Annotated in this window: 15 protein-coding genes; 7 read left to right on the top strand and 8 right to left on the bottom strand. The window is 70.4% G+C overall.

Annotation, left to right across the window (positions count from 1 at the left end; translation table 11 throughout):
• Window positions 1-284: 284 nt before the first annotated feature.
• Genes OPF83_RS15370 through OPF83_RS15360 form a run of 3 tightly spaced genes read right to left on the bottom strand, consistent with a single transcriptional unit; the run spans window position 285 to window position 1,868 of the window.
• Window positions 285-554 (bottom strand): hypothetical protein, encoded by a 270-nt coding sequence (locus tag OPF83_RS15370; protein WP_264888475.1) that lies wholly within the window; start codon window positions 552-554, stop codon window positions 285-287.
• A complete protein-coding gene (locus tag OPF83_RS15365; RefSeq protein WP_264888473.1) occupies window positions 538-1,563 on the bottom strand; it encodes a hypothetical protein in 1,026 nt (341 codons plus the stop codon). Before OPF83_RS15365 ends, OPF83_RS15370 begins: the two co-directional genes overlap by 17 nt.
• Window positions 1,560-1,868: a hypothetical protein gene (locus OPF83_RS15360; RefSeq protein WP_264888472.1), complete on the bottom strand. Its 309-nt coding sequence runs from the start codon at window positions 1,866-1,868 to the stop codon at window positions 1,560-1,562. The genes OPF83_RS15365 and OPF83_RS15360 overlap by 4 nt, the downstream gene beginning before the upstream one ends.
• Before the next feature lie 442 nt (window positions 1,869-2,310).
• Here OPF83_RS15360 and OPF83_RS15355 point away from each other — a divergent pair, with 442 nt between their 5' ends.
• From OPF83_RS15355 to OPF83_RS15345, 3 genes are all read left to right on the top strand, one after another.
• Complete coding sequence (locus OPF83_RS15355) at window positions 2,311-2,901, top strand: HD domain-containing protein (protein WP_264888471.1); 591 nt, start codon at window positions 2,311-2,313, stop codon at window positions 2,899-2,901.
• A gap of 167 nt (window positions 2,902-3,068) precedes the next feature.
• Complete coding sequence (locus tag OPF83_RS15350; protein WP_264888470.1) at window positions 3,069-6,017, top strand: PD-(D/E)XK nuclease family protein; 2,949 nt, start codon at window positions 3,069-3,071, stop codon at window positions 6,015-6,017.
• Window positions 6,017-9,538 (top strand): exodeoxyribonuclease V subunit beta, encoded by a 3,522-nt coding sequence (locus OPF83_RS15345; protein WP_264888469.1) that lies wholly within the window; start codon window positions 6,017-6,019, stop codon window positions 9,536-9,538. The genes OPF83_RS15350 and OPF83_RS15345 overlap by 1 nt, the downstream gene beginning before the upstream one ends.
• Here OPF83_RS15345 and OPF83_RS15340 read toward each other — a convergent pair.
• Complete coding sequence (locus OPF83_RS15340; RefSeq protein WP_264888468.1) at window positions 9,531-10,820, bottom strand: DNA gyrase subunit A; 1,290 nt, start codon at window positions 10,818-10,820, stop codon at window positions 9,531-9,533. The genes OPF83_RS15345 and OPF83_RS15340 overlap by 8 nt on opposite strands.
• 442 nt (window positions 10,821-11,262) lie before the next feature.
• Between OPF83_RS15340 and OPF83_RS15335 the strand changes: the two genes are divergently transcribed.
• The gene (locus OPF83_RS15335) at window positions 11,263-11,685 is read left to right on the top strand and encodes a hypothetical protein (RefSeq protein ID WP_264888466.1); all 423 of its coding nucleotides are present in this window, start codon (window positions 11,263-11,265) and stop codon (window positions 11,683-11,685) included.
• Here OPF83_RS15335 and OPF83_RS15330 read toward each other — a convergent pair.
• Together OPF83_RS15330 and OPF83_RS15325 are read right to left on the bottom strand one after the other, a co-directional pair.
• Window positions 11,675-12,580, bottom strand: coding sequence for a tyrosine-protein phosphatase (locus OPF83_RS15330; protein WP_264888465.1), 906 nt, complete (start codon window positions 12,578-12,580; stop codon window positions 11,675-11,677). The two genes, OPF83_RS15335 and OPF83_RS15330, sit on opposite strands and share 11 nt — an antisense overlap.
• A 141-nt stretch (window positions 12,581-12,721) precedes the next feature.
• A complete protein-coding gene (locus tag OPF83_RS15325; RefSeq protein ID WP_264888464.1) occupies window positions 12,722-14,272 on the bottom strand; it encodes an adenylate/guanylate cyclase domain-containing protein in 1,551 nt (516 codons plus the stop codon).
• 146 nt (window positions 14,273-14,418) lie between these two features.
• On the opposite strand from OPF83_RS15325, the gene OPF83_RS15320 reads away from it, so the two are divergent.
• Window positions 14,419-16,131, top strand: coding sequence for an AMP-binding protein (locus OPF83_RS15320; RefSeq protein WP_264888463.1), 1,713 nt, complete (start codon window positions 14,419-14,421; stop codon window positions 16,129-16,131).
• A 10-nt stretch (window positions 16,132-16,141) separates the two neighbouring features.
• Entirely contained in the window at window positions 16,142-17,233 is a 1,092-nt protein-coding gene (locus OPF83_RS15315) for an SMP-30/gluconolactonase/LRE family protein (RefSeq protein WP_264888462.1), read from the top strand.
• 6 nt (window positions 17,234-17,239) lie between these two features.
• Here the strand turns inward: OPF83_RS15315 and OPF83_RS15310 are convergent, their stop codons facing one another.
• Window positions 17,240-17,644 (bottom strand): DUF4870 domain-containing protein, encoded by a 405-nt coding sequence (locus OPF83_RS15310; protein ID WP_264888461.1) that lies wholly within the window; start codon window positions 17,642-17,644, stop codon window positions 17,240-17,242.
• 34 nt (window positions 17,645-17,678) lie between these two features.
• Window positions 17,679-18,176, bottom strand: a complete 498-nt coding sequence (locus tag OPF83_RS15305) for a hypothetical protein (RefSeq protein WP_264888460.1) — start codon at window positions 18,174-18,176, stop codon at window positions 17,679-17,681.
• Between the two features lie 90 nt (window positions 18,177-18,266).
• Between OPF83_RS15305 and ppc the strand changes: the two genes are divergently transcribed.
• On the top strand, window positions 18,267-21,113 hold the full coding sequence (gene ppc / locus OPF83_RS15300) for a phosphoenolpyruvate carboxylase (RefSeq protein ID WP_264888458.1): 2,847 nt from the start codon (window positions 18,267-18,269) through the stop codon (window positions 21,111-21,113).
• The last annotated feature ends 32 nt before the right edge of the window (window positions 21,114-21,145 follow it).

The following is a 21,145-nucleotide window of genomic DNA, read 5'->3' as shown; positions in this document are numbered from 1 at the left end:
TGGTCGATGTGTGGGCCGACAGCTGCACCTACGCCAGCGCCGATCAATGTACTAACCGGACCAAGAATCGATCCCGCTGAAGCTCGGGCTACGGTGCCGTCCGCCATGCCGCCCCCGCGCGGCGCTAGCCGAGATCGGCATCCGCAGCGAGCCCATGCCGCTGCGCCCGGTCTCCGAAACAGGCTGCCGCAATACCCTCACCGACTGGACAATCGACACCAAGTCGTCCGCGAGATCTGGCGCAGGGAAAGAGAGGGCGACGACAACGCCAGCCTAGGTTGTCCTCATTGAAACACTAACGGCACCAAATATTTGTTGATCAATCCCCAAATAATCAAGCCAAAGAACACGATCGTTGAAAGGGTCAACGTGACCCGAAATACTGGATCGTCCCATCGTTGACGCAACAGCCTTTTGAATTCCGCCCACCTGCCAGCCCAGTAATCAGTCTTCTCATCAAGCGAGGGGTACTCGTAGGGAACGCTTCGATCGTCCGACGGGCCCGGAACATCAAGGCCTTCATGGTGGCTGAAGTCCTCACGCGGACCGGTCATTGAAAATCTCCTCGTGCATCTTATCGCCAGCTTTCTGGCCGAAATACGAGCCGACCGCTGCACCTATCCCGGCGCCAATCAAAGTACCAACTGGGCCAAAAAACGATCCCGCGGCGGCTCCGGCTACCGCGCCGCCCGCCATACCGCCCCCGAGAGCTCCTGTGGTTTCAATGGCGGCTTCGACGGCAGACGTCTCGCCATCTCGATACCCCTGGTATCCGTCATAGACAGTCACGCCTGCGCCGAGCGCACCGGCAAACTTACCCATCATCCGTAGGCTCTTGGCCGTTGAACTTCCTATGTCGTCGGACACCGCATTCTTCATGTGTTTGCCGCGGGTTTCCGGATCGAGGTCGTCTGCGAAATTCGGAAATCCACTGCTCGCTGCCCCAGTCATCGCATCCAGACCACGGAGGAGCCAGGGATTATCCGGCCCGGGGATCGGCAAGCGGTCGACCGCTGCCGGTATCGAGGCATGGAGCTCGGCCGCGATCCGGTCGATCTCCCGCCCATAATGCTCGTCGAGCGAGCGCACCGTCTCCACCGCCCCGCTGATCTGCGCAGCGTGAAAATCGACGGTGGCCTGGACAGTATCGGCATCAGCAGCGGCGCCAGCACTTGCACCGGCACCAGCACCGGCCCCGCCAGCGCTCGCGATCACCGGGCGCACCGTGTTGCCCTCAACCATCAGGCCGGCCGCCTCGGCTTCGGCGATGCGGTCTCGAACCGACTGCACAGCGGGTCCCAGAGCTTTCACCGCTCGGACCAGCGCATCGTCTAGGTCTTCGAGACCCGCAGTTAAATGGGAGATGTGCCGCTTCTCCCCCTCAGCAGCCTCGATCACCGCCTGCGCGGCGAGCCCGTCCCAACCCTCATCGAGCGTTTCGGCCCCGTCGGTAAGGGTGTACCTCGCTCGCACCGCCATCTCCGACTGTGCCCCGACCGCTCTGGCGGCGTCGTTCAGTGCCGAGACATCCCACAGCCGGACCTCTGCCACCGAGTAGCTCATCGGCCCACGACCGCGCCCAGCGACGCCGCGAAGTCCTCGTCCTCTGCCTCGAGGAATCGATGCGCCTCGGCAGCGAAGTCGGCGAGCCCGACCAGTCGACCCGAGCTCCGCGCCGCACACACGGCGGCGGCACCGCACGCCCGGTCCAGGGCGCCCTCGATAGCGGAACCGCCGGGCAGCGACGCGCCGACTGCCGCAGCGACCCCGTCGAACGACACCCCCGCGACCCCGTCGCCGGCGTCGCGGAACACCGATACCGAATGCTCGATCTTGTCGGCATCCGCCCTGATCGTGCTGCCTGCCATTGCTCTCCTCGGCCTGATCCCGTGCCCGTCCCCGAAGGGGCTGTCACACGGTATGACGGCCCCGACCGCTCGAACGGTTCCGTCCGGGAGGAGATCGGTGAGGATCAGTGGAGTGAGCTACCCCGACGACGGGCGCTCAGGACCCGAGGTTGCCCAGAACGTCTAGCCGGGCGAGGAGATCCTGCCCCAGCTGCCGATGTTGTCGTCGTCGTCACCATCGCCGTCACCACCGATGTCACCACCGTCGCCGGGTTGTAACTCGTCCCCTCCACGTACTCGGTGATGAGCAGCGGCGTGAGGATCGACGGGCGATGGCCCGGGCGTCTGTCCGACCGTGTCGTACCCGTGGTGTCTACTGATGGTGAGGCCGGAGCCTCCGCGGTTGGGCCTCCCACCCGGCGGCGTTGCCCGACGCCGGGCCCCTCCCTGAGAGGAGAGCGCAATGCCACTTACCTGGACCCCCACGATCGACCGCGCGCTCGCGGTCGCCGCCCGTGCCCACGAGGGCCAGACCCGAAAGGACGATCCGACGCCCTACATCGCCCACCCGGTGGCGGTGGCGATGATCGTCTCCGACTTCACGGACGACGAGGACGTGGTGGTGGCCGCGATCCTCCACGACGTCCTGGAGGACGTGCCGCCGTCTGTCTACTCGGCCGCGGACATGACCGCCGAGTTCGGCGAACGCGTCACCGAGATGGTGCGCGGGGTGTCGGAGGAGAAGACGGCTGGTGAGGAGACGCCTCCGTGGCGCGTGCGCAAGGAGGGCTATCTCGCGCAGCTGGAGCAGGATTCCGAGGAGTGCCTGCTCATCTCGGCCGCGGACAAGATCCACAATCTGCGCTCGATGGTCGTCGCCCACGAACGTCAGGGCGAGTCGATGTGGGGCCTGTTCAACGCCGGGCCGGCGGAGAAGCTGTGGTTCTACGGCGCGATCGCCGACACGGTGACCGCACGACTCGGCGACTGTGCGGCATCCCGCGAGCTCCGTCGGGCGGTCGACGACGTGGCCGCGCTCGCCCCGGTGGCCTGACGGTATTGCATGACTGCCCCGCTGGCCCGGGCGCCGCGTCGCTGCACAGAGCGGCGCGGCGCCCGGGCCGCGGCGATCGGTCACGTCGGCCGGTCACGTCGCTCCAGTCGCGGTGATCGGTGACCTTTCCCGACCGTCGTGTCGTAGGGATGGGGCACCATGACGGCGTGACCGGATTCCAGGACTCCTCCGCCCCCTCCCTCACCGCAGTCGTCGCTGCCGAGGTGCGGCGAATCCGTGATGCGAACCCGCTGGGGCGCATCACCGTCATCGTCCCCTCGTTCGGTGCGTCCAGGGACCTCGTACGCGCCCTGGCCCTGTCCGGCGGTGCCGTCAACGTGGCCGTGAGGACCCCCTCGCAGGTGATTACGGAGCTGTCCGGCCCCGTGCTCTCCCCGCGGGCCCCACTACCGTTCCCTCTCCTGGCCGCGGCGGTCGACACGGCGATGGACACGGACCCGGGGCGGCTCGTGGACGTCGCGTCCGAGCCGGTCACCGGTGAGGCCGTCGCGAGAGCCTGCCTCCGTCTGGGCACGATCGATCCGGCCACGGTCACGCCCGAGACACCACTCCACGAGGAGGTGCTGCGCCTGGGCGCGCACGCCGGCTCCCTGACCGGCCCCTCCTATTACACGCAGTTCGAGGCCGCGACCGTGGCGCTCGACCGACTGAACGAGCTGGGGCACGTCCTGGTGGCCGCGCCTCTACGGGGGACGCGGACCGAGCAGCGCCTTCGTGACTCGCTCGAGGAGCGCGGGGTGACCGTGCTTCCCGGGACCGGGGCGGACCACCTGGCGGGGGCGGCCGAGCCCGACACACCCGAGGCGGTGACCGGGTCCCATGTCCTCCACGCCTCTGATTCGGATGACGAGGTGCGGGCTGTGGTCCGCTTCGTCCGATCGCGTCTGTCCGAGGGGATTCCCGGCCATCGGATCGGCGTCTACTACCCGTCGCCGGATCCGTACCTACGGCTTCTCCACCGGGCATTCGCCGAGGCCGGCATCGCCGTCCACGGCCCGACCGATCACAGCGTGGGCCGCTCCCCGGCGGGTCGGACCCTCGTCCGCCTGCTCGGCCTGGACGCCGCACGGATGAACCGGGCGGAGCTCCTGTCCGTCGTGGCGGAAGGCGCCCTGACCGTGGTCGATTCTCGGGGGAAGTCCGTCTCCTCACGCCGCCTCGAGAACCTCACCCGCACGCGGTTTCCCGTGATCGAGGGCACCGACTGGGACCACCTCGCTGAAGCAATACGAGCCGAGCCGAATCGCCTTCGGGATCCCGAGCGGGATGCCGCCGCCGCACTCCTCGGACTGATCGGATCGGTCCGGTCATGCCTGGAGTCGATCGACGCCGCACGCAGCTGGGCAGAGGTGGCCGCCACGGTGAACACCCTGGTCACGTCGTTGATCAGGCAGGGGACCGACCGTGCGGCCGTACTCGCGGCCGTCGGATCCCTCGTCGACCTCGATACCGTCGGTCCCCGAATTACCCGCGAGCGAGTCATCGGAGCGGTCACCACACGCCTCGACGCGATCGGCGACCGAGTCGGTGAGGAGGGGGTCGGGATCGCGCTCGGCCCGATCGACGAGGCGGTCGGCCGTGACCTGGACACCGTCTGCGTGGTGGGCATGGCCGAGGGCCTCCTGCCCGTCCTGCACCGACCGGACCCGTTGGTCCCCGAGGGGACGGTCGACCCACCGGCGTCCGAGATGCTCGACGAGCGCTACCGGGTCCTCCAGCTGGCGCTGGCCGCCGGCTCGACCCACCGCCTGTGTTCGTTCCCCCGCGGTTCGATGCGCGGTGGCGGGGACCGCATCCCGTCCCGGTGGCTTCTCCCGACGCTGTCGCGACTCACCGGATCCGAGGTCAAGGCGACCGACTGGCAACAGGCCGTGGCCGGGAACGACTCGATCACCGCGGTGTCGTCGTTCGTCGACGGCATCCTGACCCCACCCACCGTCCTGGGCTCCGATCCAGCGACCCCGGCCGAGCTGAGGATCCGTGGACTCGCCGGCAACGGGTGGAACGTCCGGTCCGACGCCCCAGAGGAGCTCCAGCGCGCCGGTGAGATGCGGCGCGATCGTCGCCTGGGCCAGTTCAGTCGATTCACCGGCGACGTGTCCTCGGCCGCGGAGCTGCTCACCGTCCTCGATCGTCCACTGTCCCCGACCCGTCTCGAGGACTGGGCCCAGAGCCCCTATCTGTTCTTCCTCGGGACCGTACTGCGGGTTCGTGTGCTCGACGATCCGGCGGAGGACATCGAGATGGATCTCCGCGACTACGGAAAGCTGATCCACCTGATCCTCCAGCGATACGTCGACTGGCGGATCGACACGGGATCCGGTCCGGACCGGGATCGGCTCATGGAGTTCCTCCGGGTCGAGTGCGAGGCGGCCATCGCCGCGTCCCCCGGACTGGTCGCCTCGCTCTGGCGCCGTCGGCAGGCGCTGCTCGCGGCGGAACTCGACTCGTGGTTCGCCGCCGACAGCGAGGACGCCGCCGCGGGATGGAGTCCCGCCGCCACCGAGCTCGACTTCGGGCGCGCCACCGAGGACGCAACCGAGAAAGGGACGGAGCTCGAGGTCCCCTACGAGGTCTCCACCTCACGCGGACCTGTTTCCCTGCAGCTCGCCGGGTCGATCGACCGACTCGACAACCTCCGTGGCTCACAGCGCGTCACCGATTACAAGACGGGGAAGGCCCCGGACGAATCAGACCGCCCGACGGAAGCCGATCCCACCAGGGCCGGCACCAGATTCCAGTTGCCGTTGTACGCCGCGGCCGCGGCGGCCGCGGATGGTCGCCCGGTCAGCGAGGTGCGGTACTGGTATTGCACCGAGCGCGGGGAGTTCACCGAAGTCGCCCTCCCCGTCACCGAGACGCTGATGGAGCAGGTCCGGACAGACGTCGGCAACCTCGTCGACGCACTCCAGAACGGCTGGTTCCCGCTGAAGGGCGGACGCGGATCCTCGCGGGATCTAGCCGACCTGCTCGGTGGAGTGGACCTCGACCGGTCATGGGAGCTCCTGTCGACGCGCGAACCGGTGGCGTCCCACCCAGCGTTCGCGGGAATGCTCGCGCCTGACCTGAGTGTGAACGGATCGGAGGCCTCCTGATGACCCTGCTCCCCGACTCTGCCGCCCGCACCCGGGTCGAGTCAGACACCGCCGCGACCCTGTTCGTCGAGGCCGGCGCCGGCACGGGCAAGACCCGCGCACTCGTCCACCGGCTCAGCGCGCTCCTGCTCGACGATGGGATCCCCATCGAGCAGCTCGCCGCCATCACGTTCACGGAGAAGGCCGCCGCCGAGCTCCGCGACCGGCTGCGCATGCATCTCGTCGGAGAACGTGGGCGGCCGGACCGCCGCGCGGAGACCGCGCTGGCGGGCCTGGACACATCGGCCATCGGCACACTGCACTCGTTCGCCCTGCGGCTTCTGTCCGAGAATCCGCTGGAGGCCGGCATCCCGCCCCAGGTGACCGCCCAGCAGTCCACCGCGGAGGACGCCGCGGTGGAGGCGATGTGGCAGGAATGCGCGGCGATCCTGTTCGGCAGCGGTCCCACCGCGGAGCGCACGGGCAACCTGGCCCGCGCTGTCGACGACATCCTTGATGCGGGCGTCAAGGCGCCCGCGTTCCGCGAGGTGATGGAAGCCCTGCACGGTAGCTGGGACCGACTCCCTGACACGCCCCTTCACGACGGGTCCGAACTCGCCAGCGTGCCGGACTTGAGCGGGATACAAGCCGCTGCCGCGTCGATCATCGCGTGGCGCGACAAGTGCGAGGATCCCTCGGACGCCCTCTACGCCACCCTGGACAAGCACCTGACCTGGCTGGAGAATCTCGACACGGCTCTGGCCGATCCCACAGCGACCCCGACCTGGATCGAACTGCTCGGGAAACCCCAAGGGCCGGGCAACGGAGGAAAGGGCGCCAACTGGGGTGGCACCGAGATGGTCAAGGAGATCAAGACCGAGATCAAGCAGTTCGGCGCCCAGTGTCAGGAGGTCATGGACACGCACTGGCCACCGCGCATCGCCGTGGTGCTGGACGCGCTCATCCCCGTCGTGCGTCGCCACGCCGCTGACCGACGCCGCCACGGAACTCTACAGTTCCACGACCAACTCGTCCTGGCTCGCGACCTGCTCCAGAATCCCGAGGTGCGAGATCGGGTCCGCGACAGGTACCGCCGCATCCTCATCGACGAGTTCCAGGACACCGATCCCATCCAGCTGGACATCGCCGAGCTGCTGACCGCGGCCGCGGATCGTCCCGGCCCGGAGCCCGGGCGCCTGTTCACCGTAGGTGATCCCAAGCAGTCGATATACCGGTTCCGTCGGGCGGACATCGCCACCTACCTCCGGGCGCGGGGCGACGGGCCCGGTGCGTCCACTGGTGTCGAGATCGAGCGGCTGAGCACCAACTTCCGCTGTTCCCGCTTTGTCCTGGAGTGGGTCAACTCGGTGTTCGGCGAGATCCTCGTGCCGATCGACGGCGTGCAGCCCGAGTACCAGGCGCTCGACCCGGCGCCGAGCAGGCCGACCCATGATCCCGCCCACGGTCCGAAGCCGTTCGTGTTCCGCACCGAGGACGTCCCCGAGCAGTGCCCCACCGAGGCGAATGACGCCACCCTCCGGCACTGGACCGAGGCAGCCGATGTCGCCCGGGTGATCGCCACGGCCATCAGCGAGAAGTGGACGCACGAGTCCAAGAACGGTGACCAGACACCGCTGGCACTCGGCGACATCGCGATCCTGCTGCCGTCCCGCGCGAGCCTACCCATGCTGGAGACCTGCCTCGATCACGCCGGGATCGACTACCGGACCGAGGCGTCGTCGATCGTCTACGGGACACCCGAGATCCGCGACCTGCTGCTGGCGGTACGGGCCGTGGCCAATACGGCAGACGAGGCCGCCCTGGTCGGTGCGCTCCGCTCACCGCTGTTCGCGTGCGGCGATGACGACCTGCTGCGCTGGCACGCCAGCGGCGGCGCGTGGGCATCCGGCGCCCCCGCGCCCGACGAACTGACGGACTCCCCCGTCGCCCAGGCGATGCGGTACCTCTCTGGGCTCTCGCGCGAGACCCGTCGACCCGGCGAACTGCTCGAACGCCTGGTCAACGACCGTATGGTGTTCGAGTCGGTCTCTGATTCTCCGCGCCGGCGCGACCTGTGGCGCCGGATCAGGTTCGTGATCGAGCACGCCTGGCAGTGGGAGGAATCCGCTGCGGATCCCGCCCGGGCGGACCTGCGCGAGTATGCGGACTGGGCACTCGCCCTGACCGCCGAGGATGCTCGGGTGCCGGAAGCGGCGATCCCGGAGATCGGCGTCGACGCCGTGCGGATCACCACCATCCACGCGTCCAAGGGACTCGAGTACCCGATGGTCATCCTGGCCGGGATGAGCCGGCAGTGGCCGGCTGATCGCACCCGTCTGTTGTGGACCAGCGACGAAACCCCGCGCCCTGTGGCGCGCTTCTCCACGATGGTCAGCGACCCGGAGTTCACGCAGGCGGCCCAACACGAGAAGGACCATTCGCTCGCAGAACGGATCCGCTTGCTCTATGTCGCCACCACGCGTGCCGAGAGCCGTCTCGCGGTATCCGGTCACGGATACGCCCTGGGCAAGAACAAGAAGCCACTGCAGATGTGGGGCAAGCTGCTCGGATCGGTGGTCGAAGAACCAGATGCACCTACCCTGGTCGACTTCGGGCCCGGACTACTGACCCCCGCTCCGGCTCCCATGATCGAGGTACCCGACGAGCAGGAATGGAGCGACCGCAGCCGGATCGTGACGGAACGGGCGAGCAAACGTGCCGGGTGGTCGGCCACTCGTATCGTGCACCCGGACATGGTCGCCGCGGGCTCGACCCCGGCAGGGGCCTCGAACACCGCGGAGACCTCGGACACGGCGGAGATCCACCCCGGAACCGAGGACCCGGACTCGGTTCGCAATCTCAAGGCACCGGCCGCCAGCGAGGACGGCTCCCCGGAGTTGCAGCCGCTGCCCGAGAGACTGGCAGCCGCGCTTCGGGATCGCTTCGCGCCGGCGCCGACGCACGTCGGCGAACTCCCGGCAGCACCACGGCACACACCGGTCGCCGCGGGACCCGATGTGGGCACCGCTGTGCATCACCTCGCCGAACATACCGATCTGGCTCGCCTACACAGTTCGATCGACGACCCAGCCGCGGTGGGCGAGTGGGAGCAGTGGGCCGCCAACCAGCTCACCGCGCTCGGGCTGAGTGGACACCTGCCCAGTGCCCGGGACCAGCAGGCCGTCACCGAGATGGTGTCCATTGCCCGCACTGCGCTCACCGCCGAGCCCGTACGCCGGGCATCGGGTCTGCGGTACTGGGCCGAGCTCCCGGTCGCCGGGCCCCTGACCACCGCGGACGGGGTGACCGTCGCTGTGGACGGCGTCGTGGACCTGGTCGTGGAGGAGCCCGACGGCACGTGGTCGATCATCGACTACAAGACCGACGTCAGCGCGACCGTCGCCACCGTCGACGAGTACCTGCTGCAGCTGTGTGCCTACGCCGAGCTGCTGGGGACGACCACCGGCAGGACCGTGTCGACCATCGAGTTGGTGTTCTGTCGAGGGCCGCGGGCCACGGCCGTGACCCGGACGCTCAGCTGAGGTTCGTCCAGACCACCCGGCCGTCGACGGGAGTGGCCACGGCCGAGTCGCAGGGCGCACCGGTCATCAACGACTGGTAGACCTCCACGAGCAGGTCGACGACCGAGTCCCACAGGCGATGCAGCGGTTCGCCGCCGCCGTACGCCCACACCGACCCGGCGTCCGGGCCACCGCCGAACGCCACGGCGTAGCCATAGCCCCGCCGCTCGGCGATCGGCCACAGTCCAGACGCCCACCGGACGTCGGACCCGGGCCGGGAACCCAACTCGCGCGCTGACATCGCGCTCTCGAACATCACCGACTGCGCGTCGAATCCCCGGCCGGCCGGCAGCGGCTCGGCGAACGGGAACAGTCCCTCGACCGAGTCCAGGCCGGTCCGGTGCAGGTGCCACAGCAGGGTCCGGAGACCGGTCTCGTCATTCACGCCGCACCGATCGAGCTGCGCGCCCGACTCATCCGACGACGAGCGCGGATCGTCGAACCACACCCCGCTGGGCGGGGCCACGCCGATCAGCGCGGCGAGTGCGTCCGTCAACTCCCCGATCTGCTCGTCGAGGACAGTTGAAGCCTCTTCGCTTCCGGACATCGACCGCCGCCGAGGACCGGAGTCGGGAGCCAGGCGTGGCCGTGGCTCGGCCTCGGATCCTGGTGCCGATCCGGGCGCCGGCGGAGCAGAGAGCAGCGGCGGGGTCTCCGCGACGGGCTCGGCCATCGCCGAATTGATGTCGGCAAGGACACCGTCAAAAGCAGCGCCGAAGTTCGAGTTCCACTCATCCGCAGCCGCTGACAGTCCATCGGCGGACGAGGCGGCCTCGGCGGCGCCGTCGCGGTCGGCGGCAGCATCGTGGTCGTACGACCCATTGCGGGTGTAGGAGTCATCTCGGGCGTATGAGTCCTCGCGGCCATAGAAACCGTCGGCACCGAACGGTTCATCGTCGCCGGCGGCGGAGGCTTTGGCCTCGGCCGGGATCGCGGGGAGCACACCCGTCACGTCCGCCAGGAGTTCCACCCGGGCACGGCGACCCGCATCCAGTCGCCTCCGCTCGGATCGTGTGAAGGACAGCACCGGCAGAGTGAGCAGGAGCGCAGCCTGCCGCCCTGTGAAGCCGAAACCGATCTTCAGCGCACGGCGCGCCTCGACCGGGGAGTCAGCCTCGCGGATGACCTCCATGACACCGTCGAGATCCTCGACGGCCAGCAGGATAGCCTCCGCCTCGTCACACGCACGCTCGAGATCATCCCCGGGCCCGAACCATCCGCCATCTGCATTGATCGCACTCACGTACGGCCCCGTTCTCTCACCATCATCCGGCCCATCCGGCACCGGACGGTCGGTATCCTACGCGCCCGCCACGACACCGAAATGATCGTTTCTCGACGACCGGCGTTCCCCCCGCGGAACCGGCGTCAGTGAACACCGTGTGCACCGGTTCAGCTCGCCGCGTCCCCCGATCCAGAGCGCCGGAGCGCCCCGGTCCAACTGTCGGATCACCGCCTGTGGGACACCGGATCCCCGACACAGGCGACCACCCGAAGAATGTGAAACAGGTTACCAAATGTTCACCATCCGAACTGGACGCTTGACCAACTAAAGCGGCCCAAGTGCGCCATGTGACGAGAATCTCCCACCCTTTCCGTACTCCTGACCTGCACATACATCGCCAAATGTTGATACTCAGGTTTACAAAAGCATCTCAGCGCCACTCCCCGTTAGGCTCTGGCCCATGAGAAATCGTCTCGAGTTGCTGGACCCCGTGGGCCCGCAGCCTGACCCGGTATCCGATGTGGATCCCGTCGACGTGACTGATGTCGAGGGATCCGAGGTGGACCACCGGCCGGGCGCGGCTGCCACCTCCGCCTCCACGGCCCCCGATGTCGCCCCGGCCGCTGTGCTGCCGTCGCCGCTGCACTTCCTCGCCGCCGGCACCGGCGGCGGCCTCGCCGGCCTGATCGCCGTCTATCTCGTGGCCACCAAGCTCGCGGGGACGCTGGATGCCGTCGCCGTGGTGATCATGATCTTCGCCGTGACCATGTCCGGGCCGTGGGTCCACGCCCGCGCGGAGTCCGAACTCGGCCGGGTGATCGCGGTGGCGCTGCAGTCCGTCGCGTTCGGCGCCGCGCTCGGCGCCCTGCTACTCATGTTCTGAGACGCACTGTCAGACCGTCGACGAGGTCGCCCTCCAGGCTGGCCCCCTCCACGAGATAGCGCCGCACGTCACCGAACTCGGCCTCGAGTGAGTCGAGAGACCTGCCGAGAAACGCCTCGTCCACGTCGAGGAGCACCTCGATGGCCTCCGCCTGCTCGGGCATCGTGTCCCGCACCTGCTGCCTGATCGCCGCCGACAGTTCCCGGCTGTTCTCGCGGGTCAGCATGTAGTCGGCGAGCACGTCCTCGCGCGAGACCCCGGCGAGCAACTGGAGCACCGCGGAGACCCACCCTGTCCGGTCCTTGCCGGCGGTGCAGTGCACGAGCGCCGCCCCGGAACTGCCGGCGACCGCCGCGACGGCCCGCCCGAACGCGGCCCTCTCCCCGTCACCGACGACGAACCGCTCGTACGTCCTACCCATCTCCTCGCGTGCCCGGGCCACACTGACGATCCCGGAATTCATGAGCGTCGCCGCGGTGGACCTGTCCTGCAGGATGTCGACCGCGACAGTCCGGGTTCCCGGCACCGGCACACTCGGACGCATCTCCACCTCGGTCGCGGTGCGCAGGTCGACGATGGTGTCGATACCGAGGCGCGCGAGGGTATCCGGGTCACCGCCTGTGGCCGAGAGCGCAGCCGACCGGTAGACGACCCCCCGGGCCATGGAGCCCGGCGCACCGGCCCCTGCACTCGCACCCCATCCCGAACCCGCCCTCGTACTCGGCGCCACCGGATAGCCGTGCCCCGCCACGTCGCGGAAATTGTGGATCCCGCTCAGCGAGAAGGTTCCGCCCGCGGCATCGACCAGTGTGCGGGCGACGGTGTCGTCGTCGTCATCCGGTCCCGACACCCGCCCGCCACCCACGCCGGCGTCTCCGCCCTGTTCCACGACCATGCCTCGACCTCCCGCGACCGCGCCCCGAACGGGCGACACCTCGTTCTTACCGCAGACCGAGGTCACCCCTCGGCGGCCGATCCCGTGATCGACGAGATGTTAGACGCGCGCCGCCGCCACAGCCCGCCCTCGCCGCCCCGCCTACCGCACCGGGCGCGCCAGGGTCGTGGGCTCGGTCCGGCCGCGCAGCATCACGTCCTCCCCCGCGCGCCACCGCCCGGCCTCCTCCGGGGTGCCGGCCGCCAGCGCGCGCCCGGACGCGAGCACCCGGCCGGGCCCCGCCTTGGCCAGCTCACACAGGCGGGCCGCCTCGTTCACCGCGTCACCGATCACCGTGTACTCGAAGCGCGTGGCCGAGCCGACGTAGCCGGCCACCACCTCGCCGTAGGAGACGCCGATCCCGCTGCCGTACCCGGGCAGTCGCGCGGTGAGGGCCTCCGCCAGTCGGCGGGCGACCCCGAGCGCGGCCGTGGCCGGATCGGGCAGCGGGGCGGGCGCGCCGAAGACCGCGAGCGCGGCATCGCCCTGGAACTGGTCGAGGTAGCCGCCGTCGGCCTCGACCTCGGCCACCACCACGTCGAAGAACGCGTTCAGCAGCGCCACCACGTCGCCGGCGGGGCGCGTCGCGGCGAGGGTCGTGGAGCCCACCAGGTCGACGAACAGCACCGCGACGTGGGTCGTCTCCCCGCCGAGCCGAGGCTCCTGGAGCTCGGCGGCGCGGGCCACCTGGCCGCCGACGTGGAGGACGAACAGGTCGCGGAGCCGCTGCCGCTCGGCCACCATCCCGGCCATGTCGTTGAAGCCGCGCTGCAGCTGGCCGAGTTCGGTGCCGTCGAACACGTCGATCCTGGCGGTACTGTTGCCGGCGGCCAGTTCCTCCATCGCCCAGGTCACCGACCGGATCGGGGCGAGCATCGCGGTGACGAGCAGCCATCCGCCGGCGATGCTCACGATGATCCCGCCCACGCCGATGAACCCGAGCAGCACCGCCATGCGCTCCACCGGCAGGTCGTCCCCGGACACGAAGTACACGGCGAGGTTGACCAGCGCGAGCATCGGCAGCGCGATCGCGATCACCCAGATCCCGATGAGGCGGGCGCGAATGCCGATGAACGGGCGATCGGGCAGGGTGCCGGCCTTGAACGCGATCGCCGTGAGCGGCCGCAGCGCCACCTCCGCGACGAGGTAGCCGAGCCCGGAGGCGAGCAGTCCGCAGATCAGCACCGCGGTGGCGAGCACCGGCACGACGGCCGGTTCGACACGCGCGTACGCGGTCACGGTCACGGCGCCGCCGATCACCCACAGCGCGGTCGTGAGCACGGTCAGGCGCCAGGGCACGACCAGGCAGATCAGCTGCTCGGACACCGTGGGCGCCCGGTTCTCGTCCGGCCAGCGCAGCCACCGGTGCACGACCCACGTCAGCCAACTCAGTCCGAACACGACCGTCACCACCACGACGATCGGCGTCACCACCAGCGCGGGGACCCGGTAGCGGCCGTGGAGGAGTTCGTCCGTGGGCAGCAGGACCCACTGGAGCCCCACCGCGCCGACGATCCCGAGCAGGTGCGTGACCAGCAGGGTCCACGTGAGCACCCACTGGACGCGCCGTTTACTGCGCGGCGGCGGTTCCACGGAGTCGCCGAGCAGCCGCGTGCCCCACGGGGGTCGGTGGCTGCCGGGTGGAGGGGTCACGGGTGGTCCTGCTCGTCGGGGTGGCGTGTCGCTCATTGTCCGCCGCGGCGGGGTCGATCGCGCCGGAACCAGCCGTGTTGACGACTGTCAGCTTCCGGGACGGATCGACCTCCGCCGAGCCGCGGGATGACCTACTCTTGCCTGTCATGGGCCGCGCTGATTTCAATCCTGGACACGACATGCCGCACGCGACGTTCGGGGACATCCTGCTCGTGCGCGCGACCGACGACCACCCGGGGCTGCGGTTCGAGGACCGGTCCTGGACGTGGCGCGAGTTCGTAGCCGAGGCCGCGGTGCGGGCGGAGATCCTGCGCGCGTGGTCCCGCGAGTACGCCCACTCCTACGCGGGCCGGCCGGAGAAGTATCGCCGCCTGCACGTGGGCGTGCTGCTGGAGAACGTGCCCGAGTACCTGTTCCTGCTGTGCGGCGCGGCGATGGCGGGCGTGACGATCGTCGGCATCAACCCCACGCGCCGCGGCGCCGAACTCGCCTCGGACATCCGCGGCGTCGACTGCGACGTCATAGTGCACGACGACGACGGCGCCGCGCTGCTCACCGACCTGGACACGGGTGCCGCCGGGAGCGTGGGCGTGGGGTCGGGGCGGTGGCGGGAGCTGCTGGCCGCCCACGCCGGCGCCGAGCCGCGCCTGAGCGAGGCCGCGCGCGATCCCCACACCCTGCTGGCGCTGCTGTTCACCTCGGGCTCGACCGGCGCGCCCAAGGCGGTCATGTGCTCGACCGGGCGCCTGGCGATGCTCGGCCAGGTCAACTACCGGGGCCTGGTCCGCGGCGACGTGACCTACAACGCGATGCCGCTGTTCCACGGCAACGCCCTCATGGCCGCGTTCGCGCCGTCCGCGTACGTCGGCTGCACGTTCACCATGCGGCGCACGTTCTCGGCCTCGGGGTTCCTGCCCGACGTGCTGCGCTTCGGCGCCACCTACGTCAACTACGTGGGCCGGTCCCTGTCCTACGTCCTGGCGCAGCCCGAGCGGCCCGAGGAGGCGCGCACAGCGCTGCGGATCGTCTTTGGCACCGAGGCGTCGGCGCACGACCGCGCCGAGTTCGCGCGCCGGTTTGGCGTCACGCCCGGCGAGTCGTACGGCAGCAGCGAGGGCGGCGTGGTGATCTCCCGGACCCCCGACACCCCGCCGGGCGCGCTGGGGGTGGCGGGCGCACATATGGACGTGGCGATCCTCGACGAGTCCGGGCGCGAGTGCCCGCCCGCGCGGTTCGACGCCGACGGCGGGCTGGCGAACGCGGCCGAGGCGATCGGCGAGATCTGCAACCTCACCGGCGCCGCCCTGTTCGAGGGCTACTACCGCAACCCGGAGGCCACCGCCGAGCGCAATGTCGGCGCGGTCTTCCACTCCGGCGACCTGGGGTACAAGGACTCGGACGGGTTCTTCTACTTCGCGGGCCGCTCGGGCGACAAGATCCGCGTGGACAGCGAGAACTTCTCGGCCGGGCCGGTGGAGCAGATCCTCGACCGCTTCCCCGGCGTGCTGGTGGTGGCCGTCTACCCGGTGCCCGACCCGCGGACCGGCGACCAGGTGATGGCCTCGATCCAGCTCGAGCCGGGCGCCCGCTTCGACCCCGCCGCCTTCGGCGAGTTCTGCCGCACCCAGCCGGACATGGGCACCAAGTGGGCGCCGCGCTTTGTGCGGATCGTCGAGACCATGCCGGTCACCGCGACCCGCAAGATCTCCAAGCCGAGCCTGCGCCGCGACTCCTGGACCGTGCCGGGCGAGGTGTACCTGCGAGGCGACGACGACGAATACCGCCCGCTCTCAGGCCACGACCGCGCCGAGCTGCTGGCCCGGTACGAACTCCACGGTCGCCGACCCGAGGGCGTGTGAGGATGGGGGCATGCAGCCCCTCCGCCGGGTGACCGCGGCCCTCGCCGTCGTCGTCCCCGTTCTCGCCCTGACCACCACCAGCGGTGCCGCTGCCGCCGACCCGCTCGGCTCGGCGGTGGTCGGCGCGGCCACCTCGCTGGGCGCCGTCGGCGCACCCGTGTCGGGGTCGGTGGAGGCGGTGCCGTCGGGCTCCCACGCCGGCTCGGTGGCCGCGCTCGACGCCGGGTCAGACGCGGCGTTCGGCCTGGGGGCGTCCTCGGACTCCGCCGGGGCCCCGATCGGCGCGTGCGAGGGCCCCGCGCCGCACGTGACGACGTTCGGCGCCACCCCACCACCCGTGCTCGGCTGGACCGAGAACATGGCATTCGACGCTGCCGGGCGCCTGTGGGTGTCCAAGACGTTCCTGGACCGCGTCGACGCGTACGACGACGACGGCGAGGTGATCGCCAGCGTCGACGTGCGCGCACCCGGCGGGATCGCACTCGGCCCCGACGGACGAATGCACGTGGCGGCCGGGACCGGATACCTGGCCGACCGCTCCGACCTCATCACCTTTGATCCCGCGGCCGAGCAGCCGGAGGCGCGGGTCGAGGCCCGGTTGGGCAGCCGGAAGAACGGCCTGGCCGTGGATGCCGACGGCAACCGCTACCTCACCGGCCTGCAGGACACGACGCTGACCAAGGTCGGCCCGGACGGCGAGGTGGACCGGGAGTGGTCGCAGGCGGCGGCGATCGGGGTGTCCAACGGGATCGCGATCGACGGCGACACCGCGTACGTCACCCAGCCCACCGACCGCGCCGTGGTCCACGCCGTCCCGCTCGACCGGCCGGGCGAGTGGACCACCACCGAGCTGACCGCGCCACCCACCACACCGCGCGGGCTCGACGACCTCGACATCACCGCCGAGGCGCTGTACGTGACCTCGTGGTCCTCCGGTGAGGTGTACCGGATCGACCGGGCCAGCGGTGAGGCGTGCGTACTGGTCGGCGGGATCCCGCGCGCGACGAGCGTGCTAGTGGCCGACGGCTTCGGCGACTTCGGGTCGGGCGACCTGCTGGTCACCTCGCTACACGGGCCGATCCGCCACGTTGCGCGGGAATAGTTCTGCTCAGCGCAGGATCTTGATCTGGAGCGGGTAGTTCATTACCTCGCCCCGGGTGGCGCGGAGCGTGCCGATCACGTGCGCGATGACCTGCCCCAAGAAGGACACTGCGAGTAGGAGCAGCCCGAGCGGGATGCCGATGATCGTGATGATGCAGATCCAGCCGACGATGCTGACCAGCCACATCGTGAGGTTGAAGTTGAACGAGCCGGCGGCGGCCTGGCGGACGAACGGGCTGCGGCCCTTGTAGATCAGCCACGCGACGAGTGGGCCGACGAAGGACAGCCATCCGGCCGAGATGACCATGGCGATGAGGCTCGAGGCATGGGCGAGGGCCGCTGCTGTGCGGTCCTCGGAACTGATGGCCATCGGGGCGTATCCGGGCTGCCGGTGGTCGTGGTGCTGTGTCATGACCCCAGTCTCGCGGGCGGGCGGCGCGAGCGCATCAGGGTTCTCCCCGGGAATCGGCGAAATACGCGGCCAGCCGGCGGTGGCGGTGGGCGAAGAACGCCCCGAGCACCCGGCGCAGTAGCGGGCCGGCCACCCGCAGCGGCGCCCGGGGTTCCAGGGTCACCACGTCAGTGACCTGCGAGGAGCTGGCGGCACGGCCGGGGGCGACCGTGCGGTCGTGGCCCCAGCGGCGCATGCTCGCCATGGTCGACTCCTCGACGAACCGGCGGCCGGGCTCGAGGCGGGCGATCACCAGGTGGTCGAAGTCGAACGGCACCAGCCCGAACAGGCGGATCCACGCCCGGCCCACGGGCTGGCCGGTGCCGACGGGTATCGAGTCGATCGTCATGCCCCTCGCGCCGGGCGGCATCGACATGGTCATCCACGGGCGCATCTCGTGGTTGATCCCCTCCGGGGTCACCACGCGTGCCCACACCCGCTCCGGCGGGGCGGGGATCTCGCTCGTGATGGTGAACGTCCACGATCGTCGCATCCGGATTCCCTCACGCTCGGTGTGTGGCCATCCTCTCAGTTCGCGGGCATTCCGGCGGGCCGTGTCGGACCGCACGCCTACCCTGGCGGCATGGCCGATCACCCCGTCCCGCCCCCGTCCGCCACCGTCACCGGCCCCGACCCGCTCGACGAGGCCGTCGCCCCGCTGCGGGACGACGTGCGTTTCCTCGGCGCCGTACTCGGCGACACCGTCCGCGAGCAGGCCGGCCAGGAGATCTTCGACCTGGTCGAGACCGCCCGCCGCACCGCGTTCGCGGTCCGGCACTCCCAGGCGGACCGCGACGAGGTGGCGGCCCTGTTCACCGACGTGCCCACCGACCGGGTGATCCCGGTGATCCGGGCGTTCTCCCTGTTCGCGCTGCTGGCGAACGTGGCCGAGGACCTGCACCAGGAGCGCCGCCGCCGCATCCACACCGCCGCCGGGGAACCCCCGCCGGACGGGGATCTCGCCGCCACGTGGGCGCGCCTGGACCGCACCCCGCCGGACGCAGCGCGGCTGGACACGGTCCGGGCCACCGCGCGGGTGGCACCCGTGCTCACCGCCCACCCCACCGAGACCCGGCGCCGCACGGTCTTCGAGATCACGCGCCGGCTGCTCGCGCTGATGCGCCGCCGCGACGCGCTGCGGACCGGGCCGCAGGACCGGGTAACGGCCGCGGAGACCGAGGAGGTGGAGCTCGAGATCCGCCGGCAGGTCCTCACCCTGTGGCAGACGGCGCTCATCCGTAGCGAGAAGCCCCGCATCGTCGACGAGGTGATGGGCGGCCTGCAGTACCTCGAGGCCACGCTCATCGACGTGATCCCGCCGCTCAACGCCGAGATCGCCGAGCGGCTCGACTGCGGCGACCGACCCATGGTGCGCCCCGGCTCGTGGATCGGCGGGGACCGGGACGGCAACCCGTACGTCACCGGCGACGTGGTGCGGTTCGCCACCACGCAGGCCGCCGCGCTGCTGCACCGGCACTACGACCATGAGCTGCGCCTGCTCGGGCGGGAGCTGTCCCAGTCGCAGCGCCTGGTGGACGCACCTGCCGAGCTTCGGGAACTCGCCGACTCGCTGGGCGGACCCCAGGTGGGCGCCGCGCAGGAGGACGTCCCGTTCCGCCGGGCCGTGTCGGTGGTCCGCCGCCGGCTCGCGGCGTTGGGGAACTCGTTGTCGTCGTCGTCCTCGTTGTCGGGGGGTTCCCACGACGACGAGGCCGCCGCCGCCCCGCCCTACACCTCGCCGGCGCAGATGCTGGCCGACCTCGACGTGATCGACGCCGCGCTGGCCGCGAGCGGGGGCGGGATGCTCCGGTCGCCGCGCCTGCGTGACCTGCGGTGGGCCGTGCGCTCGTTCGGGTTCCACCTGCTGTCGCTGGACATGCGGCAGAACTCCGAATCGCACGAGGAGCTGCTCGGCGAGCTGTTCGCGCTGGCCGGGGTGACCCCGGACTACGCGGCGCTGGACGAGAACGCGCGCGTGGAGCTGCTGCTGACCGAGCTCTCGCACGACCGGCCCCTGCTCGGCCCGCACACCCGGCTGTCCGACACGGCGGAGCGGGAGATGGGCGTGATGCGCGCGGCGTCCGCGGCCGTGGACCTGCTGGGGCCGGAGGTCGTGCCGCACTACATCGTGTCCATGTGCGGATCGGTGTCCGACCTGCTGGAGCCGGCGATCCTGCTGCGCGAGGTGGGTCTGTTCTCCGGGGACCCGGAGGCGCCGCGGTCGAGCGTGCGGCTCATCCCGCTGCTGGAGACGATCGACGACCTGGCGGCGGGGCCGGAGATCCTCGACGCGGCGCTGCGGATCGGGCAGTTCCGGGAGCTCGTGCGCGGGCAGGGCGACGTGCTCGAGGTGATGCTCGGTTACTCGGACTCCAACAAGGACGGCGGCTACCTGGCCGCCAACTGGGCGCTCTACCAGGCCGAACGCGACCTGGTGGAGACCGCCCGGCGCGCCGGGGTGTACCTGCGCTACTTCCACGGGCGCGGCGGCGCGGTGGGCCGGGGCGGCGGCAACTCGTACGACGCGATCCTGGCCCAGCCGCCCGGCGCGGTGCGGGGCGCGCTGCGGATCACCGAGCAGGGCGAGGTCATCTCGGCCAAGTACTCCGAGCCGCGGCGGGCCCGCCGGAACCTCGAGGCGCTGGTCGCGGCCACGCTCGAGGCGTCGCTGCTGGACGTCGAGGGGCTCGGCGACGAGGCCGACACCGCCTATGCGGTGATGGGCGAGCTCGCGCGGCTCGGGCGGGAGGCGTACGGCTCGCTCGTGCACGAGGACCCTGGGTTCATCGAGTACTTCACCACCTCCACCCCACTCAGCGAGATCGGGGAGCTCAACATCGGCTCGCGGCCCACCTCGCGGAAGCAGACGTCGACCGTGGAGGACCTGCGGGCGATCCCGTGGGTGCTGTCGTGGTCGCAGTCGCGGGTCATGCTGCCCGGCTGGTTCGGGGTGGGCACCGCGCTACGGCGGTGGATCCGGGGCGAGGGGTCGGGTGGCGGCGCGGCCGGCGACACCCCCGAGGAGCGGCTCGCGACGCTACGGCGGCTGTACGCCGACTGGCCGTTCCTGCGCAGCACGCTGTCCAACATGGCGCAGGTCATGGCCAAAGCCGACATGGACCTGGCCGGCCGCTACGCCTCCCTGGTGCCCGACGCCGAGGTGGGCCGGCGCATCCACGGCGTCATCTCCGCCGAGTTCGACCTGACCCGCGAGATGCTTCTGGAGGTGACCGGCCAGGAGACGCTGCTCGACGACAACCCGGCCCTGGCCCGCTCCGTCCGCAACCGCTTCCCGTACCTGGAGCCGCTCAACGTCCTGCAGGTGGAGTTGCTGCGCCGCCACCGGGCCGGTGACGACGACCCGCAGGTGCACACCGGCATCCAGCTGACCATGAACGGGCTGGCCACGGCGCTGCGCAACTCCGGCTGAGCCCTCCCGGGCCACCTCATCGAGAAGTGACT

Origin of the sequence: Dietzia sp. NCCP-2495 (assembly GCF_026011735.1) — a bacterium.
Classification (GTDB): Bacteria; Actinomycetota; Actinomycetes; order Mycobacteriales; family Mycobacteriaceae; genus Dietzia.
This window is presented reverse-complemented; position numbering and strand designations above follow the sequence as displayed.